The sequence below is a fragment of the Paraburkholderia sp. TE9906 genome, from assembly GCF_056279605.1.
Genome location: NZ_JBWCCT010000006.1, coordinates 379,308 through 399,939 on the forward strand (window position 1 = coordinate 379,308; position 20,632 = coordinate 399,939).

Annotated in this window: 17 protein-coding genes; 10 read left to right on the forward strand and 7 right to left on the reverse strand. The window is 63.8% G+C overall.

All coding sequences use genetic code 11. From position 1 onward, the window contains the following. Positions 1-2: 2 nt before the first annotated feature. From ACZ9H4_RS18615 to ACZ9H4_RS18630, 4 genes are all read right to left on the reverse strand, one after another. Positions 3-2,072, reverse strand: coding sequence for a putative bifunctional diguanylate cyclase/phosphodiesterase (locus ACZ9H4_RS18615; protein WP_408142746.1), 2,070 nt, complete (start codon positions 2,070-2,072; stop codon positions 3-5). A 332-nt stretch (positions 2,073-2,404) separates the two neighbouring features. Further along, positions 2,405-3,502, reverse strand: coding sequence for a hypothetical protein (locus ACZ9H4_RS18620; protein WP_408142885.1), 1,098 nt, complete (start codon positions 3,500-3,502; stop codon positions 2,405-2,407). 43 nt (positions 3,503-3,545) lie between these two features. Further along, a complete protein-coding gene (locus tag ACZ9H4_RS18625; RefSeq protein ID WP_476120177.1) occupies positions 3,546-4,799 on the reverse strand; it encodes an LssY C-terminal domain-containing protein in 1,254 nt (417 codons plus the stop codon). Next, positions 4,796-6,088 carry an LssY C-terminal domain-containing protein gene (locus ACZ9H4_RS18630; RefSeq protein ID WP_408324053.1) on the reverse strand — a complete coding sequence of 431 codons (1,293 nt, stop codon included), beginning with the start codon at positions 6,086-6,088 and terminating at the stop codon, positions 4,796-4,798. The genes ACZ9H4_RS18625 and ACZ9H4_RS18630 overlap by 4 nt, the downstream gene beginning before the upstream one ends. 564 nt (positions 6,089-6,652) lie before the next feature. On the opposite strand from ACZ9H4_RS18630, the gene ACZ9H4_RS18635 reads away from it, so the two are divergent. The 4 genes from ACZ9H4_RS18635 (at position 6,653) to ACZ9H4_RS18650 (ending at position 9,294) form a co-directional block, all read left to right on the forward strand. Then, on the forward strand, positions 6,653-7,009 hold the full coding sequence (locus ACZ9H4_RS18635; protein ID WP_408142883.1) for a hypothetical protein: 357 nt from the start codon (positions 6,653-6,655) through the stop codon (positions 7,007-7,009). A 99-nt stretch (positions 7,010-7,108) separates the two neighbouring features. After that, positions 7,109-7,348 carry a hypothetical protein gene (locus ACZ9H4_RS18640; RefSeq protein WP_476120179.1) on the forward strand — a complete coding sequence of 80 codons (240 nt, stop codon included), beginning with the start codon at positions 7,109-7,111 and terminating at the stop codon, positions 7,346-7,348. Next, on the forward strand, positions 7,345-8,724 hold the full coding sequence (gene gad / locus ACZ9H4_RS18645; protein ID WP_408142741.1) for a glutamate decarboxylase: 1,380 nt from the start codon (positions 7,345-7,347) through the stop codon (positions 8,722-8,724). Before ACZ9H4_RS18640 ends, gad begins: the two co-directional genes overlap by 4 nt. A gap of 159 nt (positions 8,725-8,883) precedes the next feature. Beyond that, entirely contained in the window at positions 8,884-9,294 is a 411-nt protein-coding gene (locus ACZ9H4_RS18650; RefSeq protein WP_408153139.1) for a rhodanese-like domain-containing protein, read from the forward strand. Between the two features lie 125 nt (positions 9,295-9,419). On the opposite strand, the gene ACZ9H4_RS18655 is transcribed toward ACZ9H4_RS18650, so the two are convergent. Then, the gene (locus tag ACZ9H4_RS18655) at positions 9,420-10,154 is read right to left on the reverse strand and encodes an ABC transporter substrate-binding protein (RefSeq protein WP_476120181.1); all 735 of its coding nucleotides are present in this window, start codon (positions 10,152-10,154) and stop codon (positions 9,420-9,422) included. Positions 10,155-10,626: 472 nt separating this feature from the next. Here ACZ9H4_RS18655 and ACZ9H4_RS18660 point away from each other — a divergent pair, with 472 nt between their 5' ends. The 6 genes from ACZ9H4_RS18660 to ACZ9H4_RS18685 all read left to right on the forward strand — a co-directional run bounded on the left by ACZ9H4_RS18660 (position 10,627) and on the right by ACZ9H4_RS18685 (position 16,632). Next, positions 10,627-11,733 carry an ABC transporter ATP-binding protein gene (locus ACZ9H4_RS18660; RefSeq protein ID WP_408142736.1) on the forward strand — a complete coding sequence of 369 codons (1,107 nt, stop codon included), beginning with the start codon at positions 10,627-10,629 and terminating at the stop codon, positions 11,731-11,733. Then, the gene (locus tag ACZ9H4_RS18665) at positions 11,720-12,808 is read left to right on the forward strand and encodes an ABC transporter ATP-binding protein (RefSeq protein ID WP_408142734.1); all 1,089 of its coding nucleotides are present in this window, start codon (positions 11,720-11,722) and stop codon (positions 12,806-12,808) included. Before ACZ9H4_RS18660 ends, ACZ9H4_RS18665 begins: the two co-directional genes overlap by 14 nt. Beyond that, complete coding sequence (locus ACZ9H4_RS18670; RefSeq protein ID WP_408142732.1) at positions 12,805-13,701, forward strand: carbohydrate ABC transporter permease; 897 nt, start codon at positions 12,805-12,807, stop codon at positions 13,699-13,701. The genes ACZ9H4_RS18665 and ACZ9H4_RS18670 overlap by 4 nt, the downstream gene beginning before the upstream one ends. Then, on the forward strand, positions 13,691-14,500 hold the full coding sequence (locus ACZ9H4_RS18675; RefSeq protein ID WP_168663913.1) for a carbohydrate ABC transporter permease: 810 nt from the start codon (positions 13,691-13,693) through the stop codon (positions 14,498-14,500). Before ACZ9H4_RS18670 ends, ACZ9H4_RS18675 begins: the two co-directional genes overlap by 11 nt. Then, on the forward strand, positions 14,500-14,781 hold the full coding sequence (locus ACZ9H4_RS18680; RefSeq protein ID WP_408142730.1) for a DUF2160 domain-containing protein: 282 nt from the start codon (positions 14,500-14,502) through the stop codon (positions 14,779-14,781). Before ACZ9H4_RS18675 ends, ACZ9H4_RS18680 begins: the two co-directional genes overlap by 1 nt. 108 nt (positions 14,782-14,889) lie before the next feature. After that, complete coding sequence (locus ACZ9H4_RS18685) at positions 14,890-16,632, forward strand: ABC transporter substrate-binding protein (RefSeq protein WP_408142728.1); 1,743 nt, start codon at positions 14,890-14,892, stop codon at positions 16,630-16,632. Positions 16,633-16,730: 98 nt separating this feature from the next. Here ACZ9H4_RS18685 and ACZ9H4_RS18690 read toward each other — a convergent pair whose 3' ends face one another. Both ACZ9H4_RS18690 and ACZ9H4_RS18695 read right to left on the reverse strand, forming a co-directional pair. Next, positions 16,731-17,819, reverse strand: coding sequence for a porin (locus ACZ9H4_RS18690; protein ID WP_408153136.1), 1,089 nt, complete (start codon positions 17,817-17,819; stop codon positions 16,731-16,733). Between the two features lie 184 nt (positions 17,820-18,003). Next, on the reverse strand, positions 18,004-20,424 hold the full coding sequence (locus ACZ9H4_RS18695) for a membrane-bound PQQ-dependent dehydrogenase, glucose/quinate/shikimate family (protein ID WP_476120186.1): 2,421 nt from the start codon (positions 20,422-20,424) through the stop codon (positions 18,004-18,006). Positions 20,425-20,632: the final 208 nt, after the last annotated feature.

Genomic DNA, 20,632 nt, shown 5'->3' on the forward strand with positions numbered 1-20,632 from the left:
GCTCACACCGCCAGCATCCTGCCTCTGAGCAGTTCGCCGAAATCGTCGGCGCTGACGGGCTTGCCGAGCAGAAAGCCCTGCATCTCGTCGCACATCATCGACCTGAGCATGTCGAGTTGCGATTCGGTCTCGACGCCTTCGGCCACCACGTCCATTTCCAGCGAGTGCGCGAGCGCGATGATCGCCGAGACGATCGCGCTGCCTTCCGGGCCGTGCTCGTCGAGTCCGTTGGTGAAGAAGCGGTCGATCTTCAGTTGCTTCACGCGAAAACGTTGCAGATAGGCGAGGCTCGAATAGCCGGTGCCGAAATCGTCGATCGCGATCTCGAAGCCGCTCGCCTGAAACGCGCGGATCATCTCGATGGTGCGCGGTGCGTCCTGCATCGCCACGGTTTCGGTGATTTCGAACATGATCTGCTCGCACGCGACGCCTTCGGCCTTGACGATCTCGAGCATGGTCGCGATCAGATCTGGCTGCAGGAGCTGGCGCGGCGAAAGATTGATCGCGACTTTCATTGGCGGCAGGCCCTGGTCGATCCAGCCGCGAATCCGCCGGCAAGTTTCGCGCACGACCCAGTAGCCGATCTGGACGATCTGGCCCGAGCGCTCGGCGACCGGAATGAATTCGAGCGGCGTCAGTTCGCCAAGCTGCGGATCATGCAGCCGGATTAGCGCTTCGGCGCCCGCCAGCGAGTCGCCGCCGCCGTGAAACTTCGGCTGGAAGTGCACCGAGAAATGGCCGGCGGCGAGTCCGTCGTGCAGTGCGTTCTGAATCTGCAGCGTGCGCACGGCTGCCTCGTTCATGCTGCGCTCGAAGAAGCGATAGGTGCTGCGGCCCGCGCGCTTGGCTTCGTACATGGCTGCGTCCGCGTGCTTCAGCAGCGTTTCGACGGAGTCGCCGTCGGGCGGATAGAGTGCGATACCGATGCTCGGCATCACCTGCAGCGGCTGCGAATCGGTCCACGTGCCGCGGCGCATCCGTTCGAGCACGCCTTCGGCCAGCGCGCTCGCGTCTTCACGCGAGCCGAGGTTTTCCGCCAGCACGACGAATTCGTCACCGCCGAGGCGCGCGACGGTGTCGTTCGCGCGCACACATTGCTGCAGGCGTTGCGCGAACGCGGACAGCACGGCGTCGCCGGCCGAGTGGCCGAGCGAGTCGTTGATGGTCTTGAAGCCGTCCAGATCCATGAAGAGGATCGCGAACAGCGAGCGCTGACGGTGCGCGTTGGTCAGCGCGAGTTCGATGCGCTCGGTCAGCGTGCTGCGGTTCGGTAGTCCGGTCAGGGTGTCGAGCGTGGCGAGGCGCACGATCTGCCCGTTCAGTCTCGACACCGCGCCGGTGAGGAAGGTGGCGCGCGCGCCGAAACGCGACAGCATCAGCGTGACGATCAGGATTGCGAACGTGAGCAGGATCACCGAGGTGGCGAGCCAGGCGGCATCCACGCCTTTGGCCGCGCCGCATAGGGCGCCGGGCGCAAAGCCGGCGGCGGCCATGCCCGCGTAGTGCATGCCGCTGATCGCGACGCCCATCACCAGCGCCGCGGCGAAACGTTTGCGCACGACGTGGCGTTGTTCGTCGTCACTGAGTACGCGCGCCATCCACAGCGCCGCGCTCGACGCGCCAATCGCGATCACCAGCGACCCCGCGAACCATGCCGGCTGATAACGGATGCCCGGCGTCATCTGCAGCGCCGCCATGCCCGTGTAATGCATACCGGCGATGCCCAGCCCCATCAGCACGCCGCCCGCCAGCAGGCGGGCAGGCGTCAGCCGCACCTGGGTCGTCATGCACAGCGCGAGGTACGACGCGCCGATCGCCAGCCCGAGCGAGAAGGCGGTGGTCGCGGCGTCGTAGCCGAGCGGGATAGGCAGTGAAAAAGCGAGCATCGCGATGAAATGCATCGACCAGATGCCGACGCCGAGCGCCGCCGCGCCGCCCGCACGCCAGGCGTGCCGCAGCCGCGCCGACGCCAGCAGGAAAATGCGGCCGGTCAGATCGAGCGCTGTGTACGACGCCAGCGTCGCGACCACGAACGAGATGGCCACGAGCCAAAAATTATATGAACTCTGCATGTTGGGTCCAACCGCCGGTAGGAATGCGGCTGGACATGTTATCGGCAATTTGCGGTTTTTATTTAGCGCATTTCCAATCCGCTGGCCGTCGAGTCTGGGGGCAGCGTGGCAGGGGAGCGACACGGATCAACGGGCGGACGGTATTCGCGACCCGGAACCCGCCGGCTGCCCCAAGCCGACGAAGGACCTGTCGAATGGGGATGGACGATCGATAACCGGGTATCGGATGGCATCTGTGGCCGCAAGAGGCGCTACCATTGACCACGCATGGCAATGCGTTGAAGGCAGGTTTGCGGGATGGTGTCCGGCTGGATCCGGCGGCCGGGTTAGTGTCACTTCCCGGTTGCCGCCAGATCCTCCTCCAGAAACCGCAGAATTGCCTCCGTCAGTGCTTCGCGGGGGTACGCGTTCTGCGTGACGAACAGCGCGCCGATCGTGGCATGAGATCGGGCAATCGGCACCGCCAAAGCCCAGTGATCGGCATTGATGTAGCCGAGCAACGCGCTGCCGGGTACGACCTGATCGTAGAAGATCACCTGGCTGTCGTTACGTGTATCGATTCGCGCGAGCTTCTCGTAACTCGATTCGAGTATCGACGATATCCGCTGCGGCTCCGGGAACGTCACGAGCGAGTAGTACCGCACCTCGCCCGGAAGCGGATTCTGCGCGAGCCACGCCTTGCGTGTCGCGGGGCGCAGGCTCTCGACGGCGCCGCCGTCTCCCGAGGTGCAGGTCGCGCCCGGAAAGTGCCGCAGCAGATCAGCCTGATACTGCTGCGCGTCGTTGGCGAGCGGCGAGCCGCCGACCGCCCCGGCCGCACTGACGACGGCCGCCACGCGGCTGCGGATCTCCGGATAGGCAACGACGGCTTCGAGGATGTCCGGCGCCCCCTTCGAGTAACCGATCAGCACGAGCCGCGCGGGTCCGTCCGGCGGTGGCATCGCCATGATGGCATCGCGTATCTGTCGTGCATTGTGAGCGGAGCTCGATAAGCCGTCGACCTCGAGCATGAAGCCGTCGTATCCGGATTGCCGCAGTTGGGTCGTAACGGTGCCGGGGGCGTTCAGCCACGGTTTGAAGCAGTCGTAACCGATGCCGGCGACGACCGCCGCAACGAGGTGCCGCGTGGACTGGCCCAGCGCGACCGGCGCGCCGGTGCCGGCCGGTTCGGTGCCGACGCGTGTGAGTGCGCTTTCGCAAGGGCGGTAATCGGGAAGCGCTGCGCCGTGCGCTTCGAGCACCGCGCAGTAGATTTCACGAAACCGCGCCCGCTTGTCCTCTACGCCTGCATAGGACGCCGGAACGAGTATCAGGGGCGGCGTGTCGGTCGAGTAGGGAACGAGCGGCTTCGTCGCGCACGCTGCGAGCGCCACGCAGGAGGCCAAGGCAGCGAGCCCTGCCCGGCGATTGGCCCATGCACGCGCCCGCATGAGCGTGCGCAGCGCGACGCGGCCACGCCGCGCGCAGAGCGGGCTATTTTCCGGCATCGCCGTTCTCCTCGTGCGCGGCGGGCTCACGCTGGTCCAGGTAGGGCACCCAGTCGAGAATCGTCACGTTCGTGAAACTGAGCGGGCGCGTCGCGAAGAACATCACGGCACGCAGTCCGTCAGTGTGATAGCGCGCCCCGTCTAGCGAGGTGCGCGAGCCTACCTGCGGGGATGAGCCTACGCCGTACACGAAGCCGAGCTTATCCAGACCACCCGAATACATCATGTCCTGAATCAGAAAGTTTCTCGCTTCGTCGACGTCCTCATGGAGCGTGCCGCCGTCCGTGTCGTTGTGTGCGAAGCGGCCGCCGACAGGCCGCCCGACCTGCACCAGATAAACCGGCGTGCCGTTAAAGCGCATGGGTGTGAGCCACGCGCGCAACGACGTGGACGGCGCGCCCGTCTGCGCTTCCTTGCGCAGGACGACGTCGGGCGGGCGCCCGAACACCCATTGCGCGAGGTCGTTCTTCCGCATGTCGCGACGGTAGCTGCGACGCACCAGGGCCGCCCCGATGTCACCCAGCGTGCCGATTGCGACCGCGTTCAACGGATCGGCTGCCGCCGCCGCGTGCTCGCCGCTCGCGCAGCACGGCAACCGTTCGAGCGCGGCACGCAAGGAAGCCAGGTCGTGATAGTCGGTGATCTCGGCTTCCGGGTACAGGAACGGCGTCAGTACGAGACGCGGGTCGACGACGTCGTCCGGGATCGGCAGAAACAGCGAGAAGGGGATCAACGTCCTGTCGCCGAGCAGATCGATATTGACGAGTTTGATCTGCCGGTCCGGGTTGGTGAACAGAATCCCCGTGCGGGTTTCGCCGGGTGGAACGGGATTTCTGAAGCCGAGCCGGTTCAGATGGCTGTCGATGTCCGCATTCGTCGCGCCGCCCAACAGCGTGTGCATGGACCAGGCGACTTCGAGCGGAGAGAAGTAGTTGGGATCGGTGCCGGAATGGAGCAACCATAAGGGCTGCGAAGTGTGGTTCTCCACTTCGACCCACAGCGGCTGGACGTTGTGCTTGTTGAGATCGGCGCCGAACATGCGCTTGCTGTCATCCGATCCCAACACGGCCACGCTGACGCGCGTATTCCGCTTCGACTCGTTCACCGCGCGCTCGCGCAGCGGCGCATCGTCGATACTGGCCGGCGCCGTCCACGTCGTGCAGCCCGCGAGAACGAACGCGAGGATGACGCAGCCCACGGCCTGCTTGCATGCCCGACGCAGAGAACGCGAGTCACTCATCGTTTCTCTCCCGGCGGCAGCGTGTTGAGCTTCGCGTCGGACTCCCACGGCAGGAATTCGATTCCCGATAGCGCGGTCGGTTGCTGGTCGAAGATGAGTACCTGGCGATAGCCGTCGGTGAAATACGGATCGGTGGTGAGGTTCTCGCTCGGTGCGCCTGGCGGCGCGGCGCCCACCCCCTTGACGAAGCCGATCTTCTGGAGGTTCTGCGAATAGGCCATGTCTTCCGTCAACGCGGTGCGCGCCTCGTCGACGTCCGGGTCGATCTTGTGCGTGGTGAACGTCGGCGAATGAAACGTGAGACGCACGCCGATATCCCGGCTGATCTGGCCGACCCAAACGGGCTTGTCGTGATAGCGCATCGGGCTCAGCCAGAGTCGCAGGTGATTGCGCTGGTGAATCGTGTCGCGCGCTTTCTGCAAGGCCAGGTCCTGGGCGCGGCCGAACAGGTAAAGATCGCTGACGGGCGCATTGACGTAACGGTCGCCGGACAGCGCGGAGGTCACCGTCTTCATGATCGCGCCGGACCATTTCTGTTCCGTCGGACTCCAGCCGCGGCGGACCAGTGCGGGAAACGCGTCGTTCAGCCCACCCACGATGACGAGGTTGATCGGATCGCCGTTCTTCGAACCGCTTTCGTTAGTTGTGCAACAGGGCAGCGCTTCGAGTGCGGCGCGAAACGCGTCGTCATCCGTGTAGTTGACGATTTTTTCCGGCGGATAGATATCGCGCCGAAAAACCTCGCTGACGTGGTAGTCGGCGTAGAAGCCGGGCACGACCATCAGGAATGAGAAGGTGCGTGCCCGTTCGCTCGCCACGAGGTCCAACTGCACGAGCTTCGCGCCCTCGCTGAGGTTGGTCAGCACGTAGCCCGAGACGGTTTGCCCGGGCCGGACCGGATTACGGAAAGCGAGCGCGCGAAAGCGCCGTTCGAGTTCGGCTTTGCCGCCAGGCCCATTGCTCTCGCCGAATGCCTCGGCGGCTTCGGAAGCCGGGAAGAAATTTGGGTCGAGGCCCGGCGACATCAGGAAATAGCTGGCCGTGTCGTTGTCCTGCACCTCGACCCAGACTGGCTGAATGCCCTTTGCGGCGAGCGGCACGCCGTACACCTCCGCGCTTTCCTGCGCCGACAGGACCGACGCGGAAACGCGCACGCCACCTTCGTCACGATTCACGGCGCGGCTCTTATAGCTGCGTTCCCCTGCGCTCTGCAGCGTGGCGGCCCCGCAACCGCACAATGCGAAGGCGATGACCACTGCAGCCAGCCGTCGATTCACGATGCGGTCCATCGCGTAACCTTTGTGCCCCGAGCCAGGACGGCATTCCTGTCGATGGGCCGATATCAATCGAGCTTGACGGCAAATGCAGGCCGTTCCGTGTCGTACCTTCCACGCTATGCGAGTGGAATTATAGTGTGCGGCTTCGAGCGCGCCATGGTTAAAAACCGCCACGATCGAGGCCTTCAATCGTCATACGGCGCGACGCTCGCACGTATAAGACCAAAGGCCGATTTACGCATCGGCCGATAGCCGTCATTGTGCTGGGATCGGCAGCCGCATCCGGCTGGAGAGAGTTCAGAGGCGCGCGTTACTTTCATTGACGGCATGCTCGACAAGCAACTGCCGCCCATCTTGCTGCGGGTCACGCTCGAAAGGCTGCCGCTGCGGCGTACACCAAGGCCCATCGCGCGGCTCGTTCAGGTTCGATAACTGCCAGTCGGCACTGAAAAGTGCCTGTAGTGAGGGCATGTCATGAATTGTTCGAGCGATGCGAATCGTTCGAGGCCAGAGCACGTGCTCCCGGAACGTAGCATCACACCGATAGAAACGCGGATCCAAGTGAGGGATGAAAAAATGAAATCGTTACCACTTCTCGTCGTGACTGCCGCCACCTTGACCGCCTGTGCGAACGCACCGATGCCGCCGAACGCACAAACGGTCGGCGAAAGTCAGCAGCCGGTCTCCGCCGTCTGGCAATGCATCGCTCAGAAATGGGCGAACCGGTCGCAACAGCAGGTCATATCGCAGGTCATCGTGGCGAACAATCAGGCGATGGACGTCTATGTGCCGGGGCAGCAGCCTCCGAGTGGCGCCGCCGCCCTCGTGCGGCCTTCGTGGTCGGGCAACAGCAAGACATGGGTTGGCTTTCGTCCTGGGGCCGGCGGCGGTGATGCCAGTGGTGGCGCGGCCGACATCAACTCCTGTCTTTAAGCCGGCCACGCCCGCAGTCCTTCTGACAACGCGGGCCTTCGTGCGCAACGAGGCCGGCGCGGTCAGAAGCGTCCGGCGACGTAGCGGAACGATCGTCGGATGGGCTCGGCACACGAGCGCCGGCTTTCGCTCGCGACTCTGACCGATTCCCGCTATCGGAAGACAGGTCGCGCCATCAGGACACTGCTTGCCGAATATGTCGAGTGCCACGGCGCCGCGACCGGCATCAAGCTCGACAGGAACAGCGATTTGCAGCAGCCGGCATCGGACCGACTGACGATCACGCCGTCCACGGCGGCCATCGCATCCAATCTTTATCCATCGAGGAGCGACAGATGACTACGGCCAGCGACAAGATCACACCTTATGACGAGTTCAACTATCCGATTCCCGAGGACGAATTTCCCAAGGACGGCATGTCCGCGCGCGCGGCCGCCGCTGTCGTCATCAGCGCCGAGTGGACCGACGCGAACCCGATGCTGAACATGTCGTCGTTCGTGACCACCTGGGCTGAACCGGAGGCCGCGGAGACCGCCAGGCGCAACATATTCAAGAACTACATCGACCACGACATGTATCCGCAGGTGTTTGCGATGGAAACGCGGATGGTCAAGTGGCTGCATCAGCTATGGAACGGGCCGAAAGGCGTGGAGCCGTACGGCACGGCGACGGTAGGTTCGTCGGAGGCGTGCATGCTTGCCGGTCTCGCGCACAAGTGGAACTGGCGCAAGAAAAGGGAAGCGGAAGGAAAAGACACGAGCAGGCCGAATATGGTCACCGGCGGCAACGTGCAGATCGTGTGGAAAAAGTTTCTGCGCTACTTCGACGTCGAACCGCGCATCGTGCCGCTGAGTCCCGGCAACTACCGGCTGACGGCGGAACAGCTCGACAAGTACGTCGACGAAAATACCATCGCCGTCGTGGCCATCGCGGGGCAGACCTTCACCGGCGAGGACGACGATATCCAGGGCATTCACGACTGGCTCGACGACTACGAGAAGCGCACCGGCATTTCGATTCCGATGCACATCGACGGCGCGTCGGGGGGATTCGTCAATCCTTTCCTTTACCCCGACTACAAATGGGACTTCCGGTTGCCGCGCGTGCTGTCCATCAATGCGTCGGGGCATAAATACGGCCTCGTGCCTCCTGGCCTCGGCTGGATCATTTTCCGCGAACGCAAGGTGTTCAACGAGGAACTGGTTTTCTACGTCAATTACCTGGGCGGCGAAATGCCGACCGCGACGTTGAATTTCAGCCGTAACGCGTTCCAGGTGGCGGTGCAGTACTACATGTTCATTCGCCAGGGCTTTGAGGGCTATCGGAGAGTCATGCAGCACACGTTGGACAACGCCATTGCGTTGCGGGGCATTCTCGTGGATAGCGGCTATTTCACCGTCATGAACGACGCGCAGCGCATCCCGGTGGTCGCCGTGACGCTCGACAAGAAAGTAAAAAATTTCAACGAGTTCGATGTGTCGAACAAGGTGCGCGAGAAAGGCTGGGTGCTAGCGGCTTACTCGATGCCGCCCAATGCCGAGGAAGTGACGAGCCTGCGGGTCGTGGTGCGGCCGCACATCAACCGGAACGTGGCGGAACTGCTCGCCGCGGACATCGTCAATGCGTGCAAATTTCTCGAAACGCATGGCGGAAACGCGACGCCTCCCGAGCTGCACACGCATGCGTCGGGACCCGCGGCGCCGGCCAAGTGTTGAGGATACCGATCGAGGCGCAGCCGTAACCGCTATGGCTGCGCGGAAACGGGGTGGGGTAGGGTGGCGTGATGTTACCGGAATCTGTCAATTGCGCCACTGGTCGATCGTGCGTGAGAACGGGACAATCCTTCGTGACACTACACGCAAAAGGAGCTTTAAATGTCCCCGGTCTCAGCCATTCCTGCTGCCGATAGCGCTGCCGCGCTCGATCATTTCAGCACGTTGCTGTCATTCGAAACGGATTGCGCCGACGTCCACGCGGCACTGGCCAGCAACGATCCGCTTTCGATCGATTTCGTATTGCTGGACGTGCGTGGCGCTGCGCTTTTCGCCGGCGGCCATGTGCCTCGCGCCGTGAACCTGCCGCACGGCAAGATCGTGGCATCGAAGCTCGTCGACTATCCGCCCGATACGCTGTTCGTCACGTACTGCGCGGGCCCTCACTGCAACGGCGCAACGCGTGCCGCGATCAATCTCGCTCGACTCGGCCGCCCGGTCAAGGTCATGACCGGTGGCATCACCGGCTGGCTCGATGAGGGCTTACCGTTGGCCGTTGCCCGTAGCGAGTGAGCGGCGGCGCGAGGCCGCTCCGTCTTTGAAGCACGTTGGTGGCGGCCGGTGCGTCTTGAAGGGGAGCCGCATCACGCTGCCAGCGTTTTCTTTGCAGACGCCCCGCACTGCACCATGCGCCGCAGCTATGCCCCCGGCGCAACCGACGCGCCAACGATCCCATGCCGCTCCAGCGACTCGGCCACGAATCCCGACGCCTTCATTGCCTCGACAAACTGACTCAGAACGTTCGCCGCCGCGGCGCCGCGACTTTTAGGCGTGCCCATCGCCTGCTGGATCACCATGAATCGTTCGTCGAGCAAGCGCAGCCCGGAGACTTTTAGCGCATCGGTTTCGAGTTGTTGCTTGACGCCGGCAGCCACTTCGAGATTCTGTTCAAGGAACGTTTGCACGACAGTCGGCGACGTGGGTGCGCGAACGATTTGCGCCGCCTTCAGTTCGCGCGTGAGGAACAGGTCGTAAGCGCTGCCCTTGCCGACGGCGACCCGGTTGTGCGCCTGGTCGACGTCCTGATTCGTTCTGACGGGCGAGTCGTCGCTCACGAGATAGAAGCCCTCGATCAACACGTACGGCGCCGTGAAAGCGATGGTCTCGCCGCGCAATGGATCGACGGCGAAGAAACCAAAATCGGCGCGCTCCTCGCTCAGGGCCTGCACCGATTTGCCTGCGGCATCGAAAACCACCAGTTCCAGTTCGACGCCGAGCTTCGCGGCAAACGCCCGCGCAAGGTCGACGGACACGCCGAACGGCTCGCCGGATTCCGGATGTCTGTTGGCAAGAATCGGATTGCCGAGATTGATCGACGCGCGCAGCTTGCCGGTGGGCGAGAAGGCGGCGACAACGGACGGTTCGATGTTCATGGCGGCTCTCGTCGCGACCGCGTTTTGCACGCGGTCTCAAGGTTCAGGAATTCGTCGATGCGCGACAGCATATCGGTTCCCCCGCCCATGTGGCGGGCTTGCTGCCGCCTCCTCGGGCCATAACCTTTCTGTTACGCTGACATGATTCTTACGACAATGATGAAAAAACTCAGGTAGCGAAAGAATTTAAGACGCATACGGTAAGGAGGTGGGAGTGAAACTGTTTCACGATTGTATGGTTAACACCAATTTATCCGTAAACGAACAAAAAGGAACATCGATTCTGTTGTTTTAATTCCTTTCGGAAAAAATAGGGCCTGCCTGATGGTTCGCCCTGAAGCATAAGAACCACGGAAGATTCACCGAACGATCCCACGGCGCAAGCAATCCGTAACACCATCACGCACCACGCCTGCGCGCCGCGCCAGGCACCCGCAGCACCGGAGACGCACTTAGAACAAAGGAGAGCGATTTGGTCTTGGAACTGGAGCGGGTGACAGTCGTTTCGGGCGCCCAGACGCATCTGTACGGCGTCGATCTGCGGCTCGTGCCCGGCGCGATCAACGTGCTGCTCGGGCCGACGCAAGCCGGCAAGACCACCCTGATGCGCGTGATGGCCGGACTCGACCGCCCGGCGTCAGGGCGCGTGCTGGCCGACGGCCAGGATGTAACCGGCGTCAGCGTCAGACAGCGCAACCTCGCGATGGTGTACCAGCAGTTCATCAACTATCCGGCGATGACGGTGTTCGACAACATCGCGTCGCCGCTGCAACTGCAAAAGCTGCCCGCCGACGAAGTCAAACGGCGCGTGCATGAAGTCGCCGCCAAACTTCACATCGATCATCTGCTGCAACGCCGCCCCGGCGAACTGTCCGGCGGCCAGCAGCAGCGTTGCGCGTTGGCGCGGGCGCTGGTCAAGCGTTCGTCGCTGGTGCTGCTCGACGAGCCGCTCGTGAATCTCGACTACAAGCTGCGCGAAGAACTACGCGTCGAACTGGCGACGCTGTTCGCCGACGGCAAAACCACGGTCGTCTACGCGACCACCGAGCCGCTCGAAGCGCTGCTGCTCGGCGGCTATACGGCGATCGTCGACAGAGGGCGCGTGCTGCAGCACGGCCCCACGCTCGACGTGTACAACGCGCCCGCCACCGTCGACGTCGCCGCTGTCTTCAACGATCCGCCGATGAACATGCTGGTGAGCGATCTGACCGCCGACGGCACCGCGCGCCTGCCGATCGGCATCGACGTGCCGCTCGAACGGGCCAGCATGCGCGCGGTGCGCGGCAACGACACGTTCCGCATCGGTATCCGCCCCGGCCATCTGCGGCTCGCGCCCCGCACCGAGCGCTCCGTCGCGGTGCCGTGCCGGCTCGAACTGGCCGAATTGAGCGGCTCCGAAACCTACCTGCATCTGCACACGCAACAAGGCGGTGTCGATCTGGTCGCGCAACTGCAAGGCGTGCATCAGATCGATCTCGGCACGCAGCTCGACGTGTACATCGACCCCGACGAACTGTTCGTGTTCGGCGCGGACACGAAGCTACTGTCCGGCCCGGAGGCGGCTCATGGCGCGCATTGAGTTCCAGAATCTCGCGCACGCGTACGCCCCCAACCCCGCGACGCTCGACGACTACGCATTGCAGCCGATGAGCATGGTCTGGGAAGACGGCGGCGCGTATGCGTTGCTCGGGCCGTCCGGCTGCGGCAAGTCCACGCTGCTGAACATCGTATCGGGCCTCGTCAGGCCGTCGGAGGGCAGGGTGCTGTTCGACGGACGCGACATCACCGGCTTGAGCCCGCGCGAGCGCAACATCGCGCAGGTGTTCCAGTTCCCGGTGATCTACGACACGATGAGCGTGTTCGACAACCTCGCGTTCCCATTGCGCAACCGCAAGATGGCGGCGCGCGACGTCGGGCGGCGCGTGCATGAGGTGGCGGAGATTCTCGACATGACGCGGGAATTGCCGCGCAAGGCAAACAATCTGTCGGCGGATGCGAAGCAGAAAATTTCGCTGGGGCGCGGACTCGTACGCAAGGACGTCGCCGCGATCCTGTTCGACGAACCCTTGACGGTGATCGATCCGCATATGAAGTGGATATTGCGTCGTCAGTTGAAGAAGATCCATCAGCAACTGAAGCTGACGCTGATCTACGTGACGCACGATCAGGTCGAGGCGCTGACCTTCGCCGATGAAGTGATCGTGATGACGAACGGCCGCGTCGTGCAGAAGGGCGGCCCGGACGCGCTGTTTTTGCGGCCCGATCATGCGTTCGTCGGCTATTTCATCGGCAGTCCGGGGATGAATCTCTGCCCCGTCGATCTGGATGCCGACGGCATCAGGATCGGCACGCAGCACGTGCGGCTCGATGCGCACACGCTCGATACGCTGAAACACGCGAGCGGCACGCTGACGCTCGGGATTCGCCCGGAGTTCGTGCGCGTGGTGAACGACGGCGAGCCCGGCGCGGTGAAGGCGAACGTATTGCGCGTGCAGCAGCTCGGCAATTATCAGCTGGTCACCGCGCAATGCGACGGCCACACCTTCCGGGCCAAGCTCGAACCGCATCTGCGGGTGGGCGACGGGGCGGTCTGGTTGAAGCTCGCCGCGGCGCAAACCGTGTTCTTCAGCAACGACGAAAGGATCGTGCGATGAACAAGCCCGTCAACCAGAAGGCCTGGCTGCTGGTCATACCGGTGTTCATCTGCGTCGCCTTTTCGGCGATCCTGCCGCTGATGACGGTGGTCAACTATTCGGTGCAGGACATCATCAGCCCGACGCAGCATGTGTTCGTCGGCACCGAGTGGTTTCGCGCGATCATCAACGACGCCGATCTGCGCGGTGCGCTCGGGCGGCAGATCATCTTTTCCGCGTGCGTGCTGCTGTTCGAAATCCCGCTCGGCGTCGGCCTCGCGTTGGCGATGCCCGCGTCCGGCTGGCGCGCGTCGGCGTCGCTGGTCGTGCTTGCCATGCCGCTGCTGATTCCATGGAACGTGGTCGGCACGATCTGGCAGATTTTCGGGCGGCCGGATATCGGTCTGCTCGGTTACGTGCTCAATCGCGTGGGCATCGACTACAACTACACGGCGAGTCCCGCCGCCGCGTGGATCACGGTGCTCGTGATGGACATCTGGCACTGGACGCCGCTCGTCGCATTGCTCTGCTATGCGGGCTTGCGCGCGATTCCCGACGCGTTCTATCAGGCCGCCGAAATCGACGGCGCGAGCCGCTTCGCGGTGTTCCGCTATATCGAGCTGCCGAAGATGCGCGGCGTGCTGATGATCGCGGTGCTGCTGCGCTTCATGGACAGCTTCATGATCTACACCGAGCCGTTCGTGCTGACGGGCGGTGGCCCGGGCGACTCGACCACGTTCCTCTCGCAGTACCTGACGCAAAAAGCGGTCGGCCAGTTCGACCTCGGACCGGCGGCGGCGTTCTCGCTGATCTACTTCCTGATCATCCTGTTGCTGTGCTTCATTCTCTACAACTGGATGGAGCGCGTCGGCAAGGGCGGGCCGGCAACCGGGGGAGACGAATATGGGCAATAACCGCTGGATGCGCGTCGTCGTGCTGACGGTGTACATCCTGTTCGCACTGGTCCCGCTCTACTGGATGCTGTCGATCTCGCTGCGCACGAACGAAGAGACGATGTCGGCGTTCGCCGTCTGGCCGCATCACGTGACCTTCGACAACTACAAGGTCATCTTCACCGACCCGTCCTGGTACTGGGGCTACATCAACTCGATCATCTACGTGCTGATGAATACGGTGATGTCGGTGCTGGTCGCGCTGCCGGCGGCCTACGCGTTCTCGCGCTACCGCTTTCTCGGCGACAAGCACATGTTCTTCTGGCTGCTCACGAACCGCATGACGCCGCCCGCCGTGTTCCTGCTGCCGTTCTTCCAGCTCTATTCGAGCGTCGGTCTGATGGACACGTATATCGCGGTCGCGCTCGCGCACATGCTGTTCAACGTGCCGCTCGCGGTGTGGATTCTCGAAGGCTTCATGTCGGGCGTGCCGCGTGAAATCGACGAAACCGCGTACATCGACGGCTATACGTTTCCCGCTTTCTTCGTGAAGATCTTTCTGCCGCTGATCAAGTCGGGCGTCGGCGTAACGGCGTTTTTCTGCTTCATGTTCAGCTGGGTCGAACTGCTGCTCGCGCGCACGCTCACGACGGTCAACGCGAAGCCGATTGCCGCGGTGATGACGCGCACGGTGTCGGCGGCGGGGATGGATTGGGGCGTGCTGTCGGCGGCGGGCGTGCTGACCATCGTGCCGGGCGCGCTCGTCATCTACTTCGTGCGCAATTACATCGCGAAGGGCTTTGCGATGGGGAGAGTCTGATGCTCACGTGGATGTATTGGACCCCCGAGGTGGCGGTCTTTTTCGGCTGCATCGTGCTGATGCTGGCGGGCATGACCGTGTGGGAAATCCGCTCACCGACCATCGAACGAAAAGGATTCCTGCCGATTTCCACCACGCGTGGCGACCGGCTCTTCATCGGGCTGCTGATCGCCGCGTACATCAATCTCGCGTGGATCGGCATCAGCGCGGAGAACGCGAACGCGTGGCCGGGCTTTGTGGTGTCGATGCTCGTGCTGCTCACCGTCATGTGGAAGGGTTGAACGGCGTTGCGTTCCGAAGACTTGCGTATCTGGACAGACCGGTTCCGTTGATGCCCCGGGCGGACGCCGGCAGTTGATGCAAGGGGTGCTCAGAGACTGGAGACAGCCATGCAACAGAGGAGACGGATCGTCACGCTCGCCGTGGCAGGCGTCGTCGCGACAGGCTTTACTAGCCACGCGGCGATGGCCGGCACGCCGGAGGCGCAGAAGTGGGTGGACAGCGAGTTCCAGCCGAGCACGCTGTCGAAGCAGCAACAGATGGACGAGATGAAGTGGTTCATCGACACCGGGGCGAAGCTGAAGGCGGCGGGCGTCAAGGAGGTGCATGTGGTGTCCGAAACGCTCGACACGCACATGTATGAATCGAAAACGCTCGCCAAGGCATTCACCGAGATCACGGGCATTCCGGTCAAGCACGACATCATCCAGGAGGGCGACGTCGTCGAGAAGCTGCAGACCTCGATGCAATCCGGCCAGAGCATTTACGACGGCTGGATTTCGGACTCCGATCTGATCGGCACGCACTACCGCTATGGCGTGATTGTGCCGCTGTCCGACTATATGGCCGGCGAAGGCAAGCAGTACACGAACCCCGGGCTCGACGTGAAGGACTTCATCGGCACGAGTTTCACGACCGCGCCGGACAAGAAGCTCTATCAGCTGCCCGACCAGCAGTTCGCCAACCTCTACTGGTTCCGCGCCGACTGGTTCGCGCGCAAGGACCTGCAGGACAAGTTCAAGGCGAAGTACGGCTACGATCTCGGCGTGCCGGTGAACTGGTCCGCGTATGAGGACATCGCGGAGTTCTTCACCAACGACGTCAAGAATATCGACGGCGAGAAGGTCTACGGGCATATGGACTACGGCAAGAAAGACCCGTCGCTGGGATGGCGCTTCACCGACGCGTGGCTGTCGATGGCGGGCGAAGCCGACAAGGGCATCCCGAACGGTATGCCGGTCGACGAGTGGGGCATTCGCGTGACGCCCGACGGCTGCCACGCGGTCGGCGCGTCGGTCAGCCGCGGCGGCGGCACGAACAGTCCGGCGGCGGTCTTCGCGACCACCAAGTACATCGACTGGCTGAAGAAATACGCGCCGCCCGAAGCCTCGGGGATGACCTTCAACGAAGCGGGGCCGGTGCCGGCGCAAGGCCGCATCGCGCAGCAGATCTTCTGGTACAGCGCGTTCACCGCGTCGATGCTCAAGCCCGGCAACGTGACCAACTCCGACGGCACGCCGAAGTGGCGGATGGCGCCGTCGCCGCACGGTCCGTACTGGAAGGACGGCATGCAGAACGGCTATCAGGACGTCGGCTCGTGGACGTTCTTCAAGTCGACGCCGCCGAACCAGCGTGCGGCCGCATGGCTCTATGCGCAGTTCGTCACGTCGAAGACGGTCTCGCTGAAGAAGTCGATCGTCGGGCTGACGTTCATTCGCGATTCCGACATTCATAGCGAGTTCTTCACGAAGAACGCGGACAAGTACGGCGGCCTGATCGAGTTCTATCGCAGCCCGGCGCGCGTCGCGTGGACGCCGACCGGCAACAACGTGCCCGACTATCCGAAGATGGCGCAGCTCTGGTGGAAAAATGTCGCGACGGCCGTGGCCGGGGAAAAGACCCCGCAAGCCGCGATGGACAATCTGGCGAAGGAAATGGACCAGGTGCTGGGCCGCTTGCAGCGTGCGGGGATGAAGGTGTGCGCGCCGGAGTTGAATGCGGAAAGCGATCCGGGGAAATGGCTGTCGGATCAGCACGCACCGTGGAAGAAATTGGGCAACGAGAAGCCGAAGGGCGAAACGGTCAAGTACGACCAGTTGCTGACGGCCTGGAGGGAGGGGAAGGTGCGCTAGGGAACCGCTGCGCGATGGTATGAGAGGGTGTGGGCGGGCGGCCTGTGCAAGGCCGCCCGTTTTTTTCACGCGACGGGCACGCGTATTACGCGCGCCGCCTAGAAGCGGTTGATCATGCCGAACTGCACGCCTCGCACGCTGGCGCCGGGCCACGAGGGCGTGAGCCCGGTGACGTTCACGCCCTTGAGCGTGAATTCGGCGTCTCCGTGATTTCTCAGCCAGCCTGCGCTCGCATAGAGCAGCACGCGCTTCGAGAGATCGTATTCGCAGGCGGCGCTGAACTGGTCGGCATTGTTGTCGCCACCCGAGCGGTCACGCAGATACGTGTAGCCGAGCGAGGCGCGAAAGCGTCCGTTGATCGCGTAGCGCGCCGACACCGACGCGCCGTCGTTGTGATAGCGCGGCGTGCCGCCATCGCCGTTGAAGAACGACAGGAAGCCGGTGAGCGGCCCATACACGTACGAAACGCCGCCGAGATTGGCGCGCAACGCGCCGTCGCCGTGCGTCTGCTGGTGCGCATAGGAAATGCGGAAGGGACCGCTGCGCCACGCGAGCGTTTCGATGTGGCCCGCGAGGCCGTTGCCGTCGCCGTCGGCGGGGTCGCGCAGGGCGGCCATCAGCGTCGTGGAGAAGCCGTGGAATTCCGGCGACAGATATGTGATCGCGTTGCTCTCATACGGTGTGATCTTCGAGAGATTGTCGAGTCCCGAGGCGATCGTGCCGGCGCCGAATGCGTCGAGCTGTCCTTTGAACGGGATGTAGATCGGCGAATACTGACGGCCCACCCGCACGGTGCCATAGGGCGTGGACGCGCCGATCCATGCCTGGCGATTGAAGATCGTGTCGGCGACGGCGAGCGAGCCGTTGCCCGAGTTGAAGCCGTTCTCCAGGTCGAACAGGATTTTGACGCCGTTGCCGATGTCTTCCGCACCGCGCAGGCCGAAGCGCGAGCCACGATAGGCGCCGGAGTCCATGCGTGCAACGTAGCCCGCGCCGGGGTTGGTGATTTCGATGCTGGTGTCGAGCGCGCCGTAGAGCGTGACGGAGCTTTGGGCGTGCGCCGTCACGGCGTGCGCGGCGAACACGGCCAGCGCCGCCGAGGTACGCCGCGCCAGCCGGCCGAACACACGCGCCGACCCGCGTGAGGTGTCATGGCACTGAGGTAGCGCGAGGGGTGAATGTTTCATAAGGGAAAAGAGAATACCGCACGCTGTGCGCCACGGGGGGCACGAGAAGCGCGAATGAAAACGGCATGCCCGACGCGAAGCTGCGCCGGCGGCATGCCGTTGCGAGGGTGCGCACGCTGACGCCATACCGAGCCACGCTGAAGCGCGGACGAATGGATCGCGCTTCAGGTGCTCGTGTCGCGTGCTATTGCGGCAGCGCGTAGGCGATCACGTAATCGCCGCGATCCGGCGACTGACGTGCGCCGCCCGCCGAGATCACGATGTACTGGCGGCCGTTGAGCTCGTAACTCATCGGCGTGCCCTGGCTGCCGACCGGCAGGCGGGCTTTCCAGACTTCCTTGCCGGTCGAGCTGTCGAACGCGCGCAGGTAGTAGTCCTGGGTGGCCGCGAAGAACACGAGACCGCCGCCGGTGCTGAGCGAGCCGCCGATGGTCGGCATCCCGATCGGCGTCGGCATGTGCATCTGCACGCCCGCGAGGCGCGTGTCGCGCACCGTGCCGAGCGGCACTTGCCATGCGACGCTGCGCGTCTTCAGGTCGATGGCCGTCAGGCTGCCGAAAGGCGGCTTCTGGCAAGGAATGCCGAGCGGCGAGAAGAAGCGGTCCTTGGTGACCGAATACGGCGTGCCGCCGAGCGGCACCGCGCCCATGCCGGCGTTCACCGCTTCATTGCCGTTCGATTCGCCGCCGCGCCGCGCTTCCTTGACGAGACGCACCCACAGGCCGAGGCGCATGTCGTTCACGAAGATCATGTCCGCGTCCGGGTCGTACGACAGGCCGCCCCAGTTCATCCCGCCGAGCGAGCCGGGGAAGCTCAGCGACGTGTCGGTATCCGGCGCGGTGAACTTGCCGTCATAGCGCATGCCGTGGAAAATGATCCGGCACATCATCTGGTCGACCGGGGTCATCCCCCACATGTCTGAGCCCTTCAGTACTTCCGCGCCGATCTGCGGCATGCCGACCGACACCGGCTGGGTCTTCGAATAGGGCTCGCCCGGGATCGTCGCGGTTTTCACCGGCTGCTCGATCACTTTGGTGAGCGGCTTGCCGGTCAGACGGTCGAGCACGAACAGTTGGCCCATCTTCGTACCGACCACCAGCGCCGGCACCTTCTTGCCGTCGACCGGGAAGTCGATGAGCGTCGGCTGCATCGGCACGTCGTAGTCCCACAGATCGTGGTGGACGGTCTGGTAGTGCCACTTCTCGGCGCCCGTCGTCGCGTCGAGCGCGAGAATCGACGCACCGTAGGACTCGTCGAGTTGCGTGCGTTTCGCGCCCCACAGATCGATTGCCGCATTGCCCACCGGCATGTAGACGGTGTTCGAGGACGCGTCGTAGGACATCGGCGCCCACACGTTCGGCGTCGAACGCGTGAAGGTCTTGCCGGCCGCCGGCGCCTGCTTGTCCTGCGGATTGCCCGGGTCGAACGCCCACTTCATCTTGCCCGTGATCACGTCGAAGCCGCGGATCACGCCGCCCGGCATGTCGAGCGCCACGTTGTCGGCGACGCGCCCGCCGACCACGATGGTCGTGCCCGCGACGGTCGGCGGCGAGGTCAGTTCGTAGAGCGGGTCGGTCGCATCGCCGAGCCCGGCCTTCAGGTTGATCACGCCGTTCTCGCCGAAGTCCGCGCAGAGCTTGCCGGTGTCGGCGTCGAGCGCGACCAGCTTCGCGTCGATCGTATTCATGAAGATGCGGCGACGGCAGGCGGCCTGATCGGCCGGCAGCGCAACGGGCGTGATGGGCGTCGAACCGCTCACGCTTGGCTGCTGCACGGGCTTCGTCGTATCGAAGTACGCGAGGCCGCGGCAACGCACCCAGACGGTCGTCTTGCTCGGAAATTCATGGCGCCACTTTTCGTGACCGTTCGCGGCGTCGAGCGCGATCACCGTGTTGTGCGGCGAGCAAACGAACAGCGTGTCGCCGATCTGCAGCGGCGTTTCCTGGTCTTCCGCGCCGCCGCCAGTCGGGCTGAGCGGCACGTCGCCGGTGTGGTAGGTCCACGCGACCTGGAGGTTCTTCACGCTGTCGCGATTGATCTGCGGGAAGCCCACGAAACGGTCGCCGCCCGCCGAGTGGCCGTATGCGGACCAGTCGCCGGTGCCGGTATGGTGTCTCGCAAGGCCGGCGTCCGACTCGGTGCCGAAGGTGCCGTGCGGAATGAACATGCCGTACACGAACAGCGCGTTACACGCCAGCAGCACGAGGCCGACGGCCCACGCGGCGCCCCTGGCGGGGCTCTTGCCCTCAAGGCGGCGCAGGACCGGATAGACGGGCGCGAGCAGCATGGCGATCATCGAGAACATGAAGATGCGCGCTTGCAGCGGCCAGAAGTCGATGCCGCTTTCCCAGACGGCCCACAGCGCGGTCGCGACGAGGGCGATCATGAAGAGCACGTAGGCGTTCGAGCGGCGTCGCGCGAGCTGGATGCCCGTCGCGCCGATGGCGAGGCCCATCAGCAGGTAATACCAGGAGCCGCCGCGGGCGATGAGCATGCCCCCGCCGATCACGAAATAGAGGCCGAGCAGGAGGCCCAGCGCACCCACGACGGACAGACCGACGCGCGCCGCGGTCGATGGTGGGTTAGTTTGAGTTTGCCTGGACATTGTTTTCATAGGTACGCAAAATTGGGCCCATGCATACGGGCCGCCTGAAGCGGGCGGCGTGCATGTGCCGGGTCGTGAAGCCGGTGCGCGCTGGCTCCGGCAGTGGTGAATCGGCTCGGGTGAAAAGCCCGTCAGGGCTTTCGACGTGGTCTTACGCTGCGTCATCGCGCTGGTGGTGTTACTGCATGGCGCGCGCATGCCGGCACCG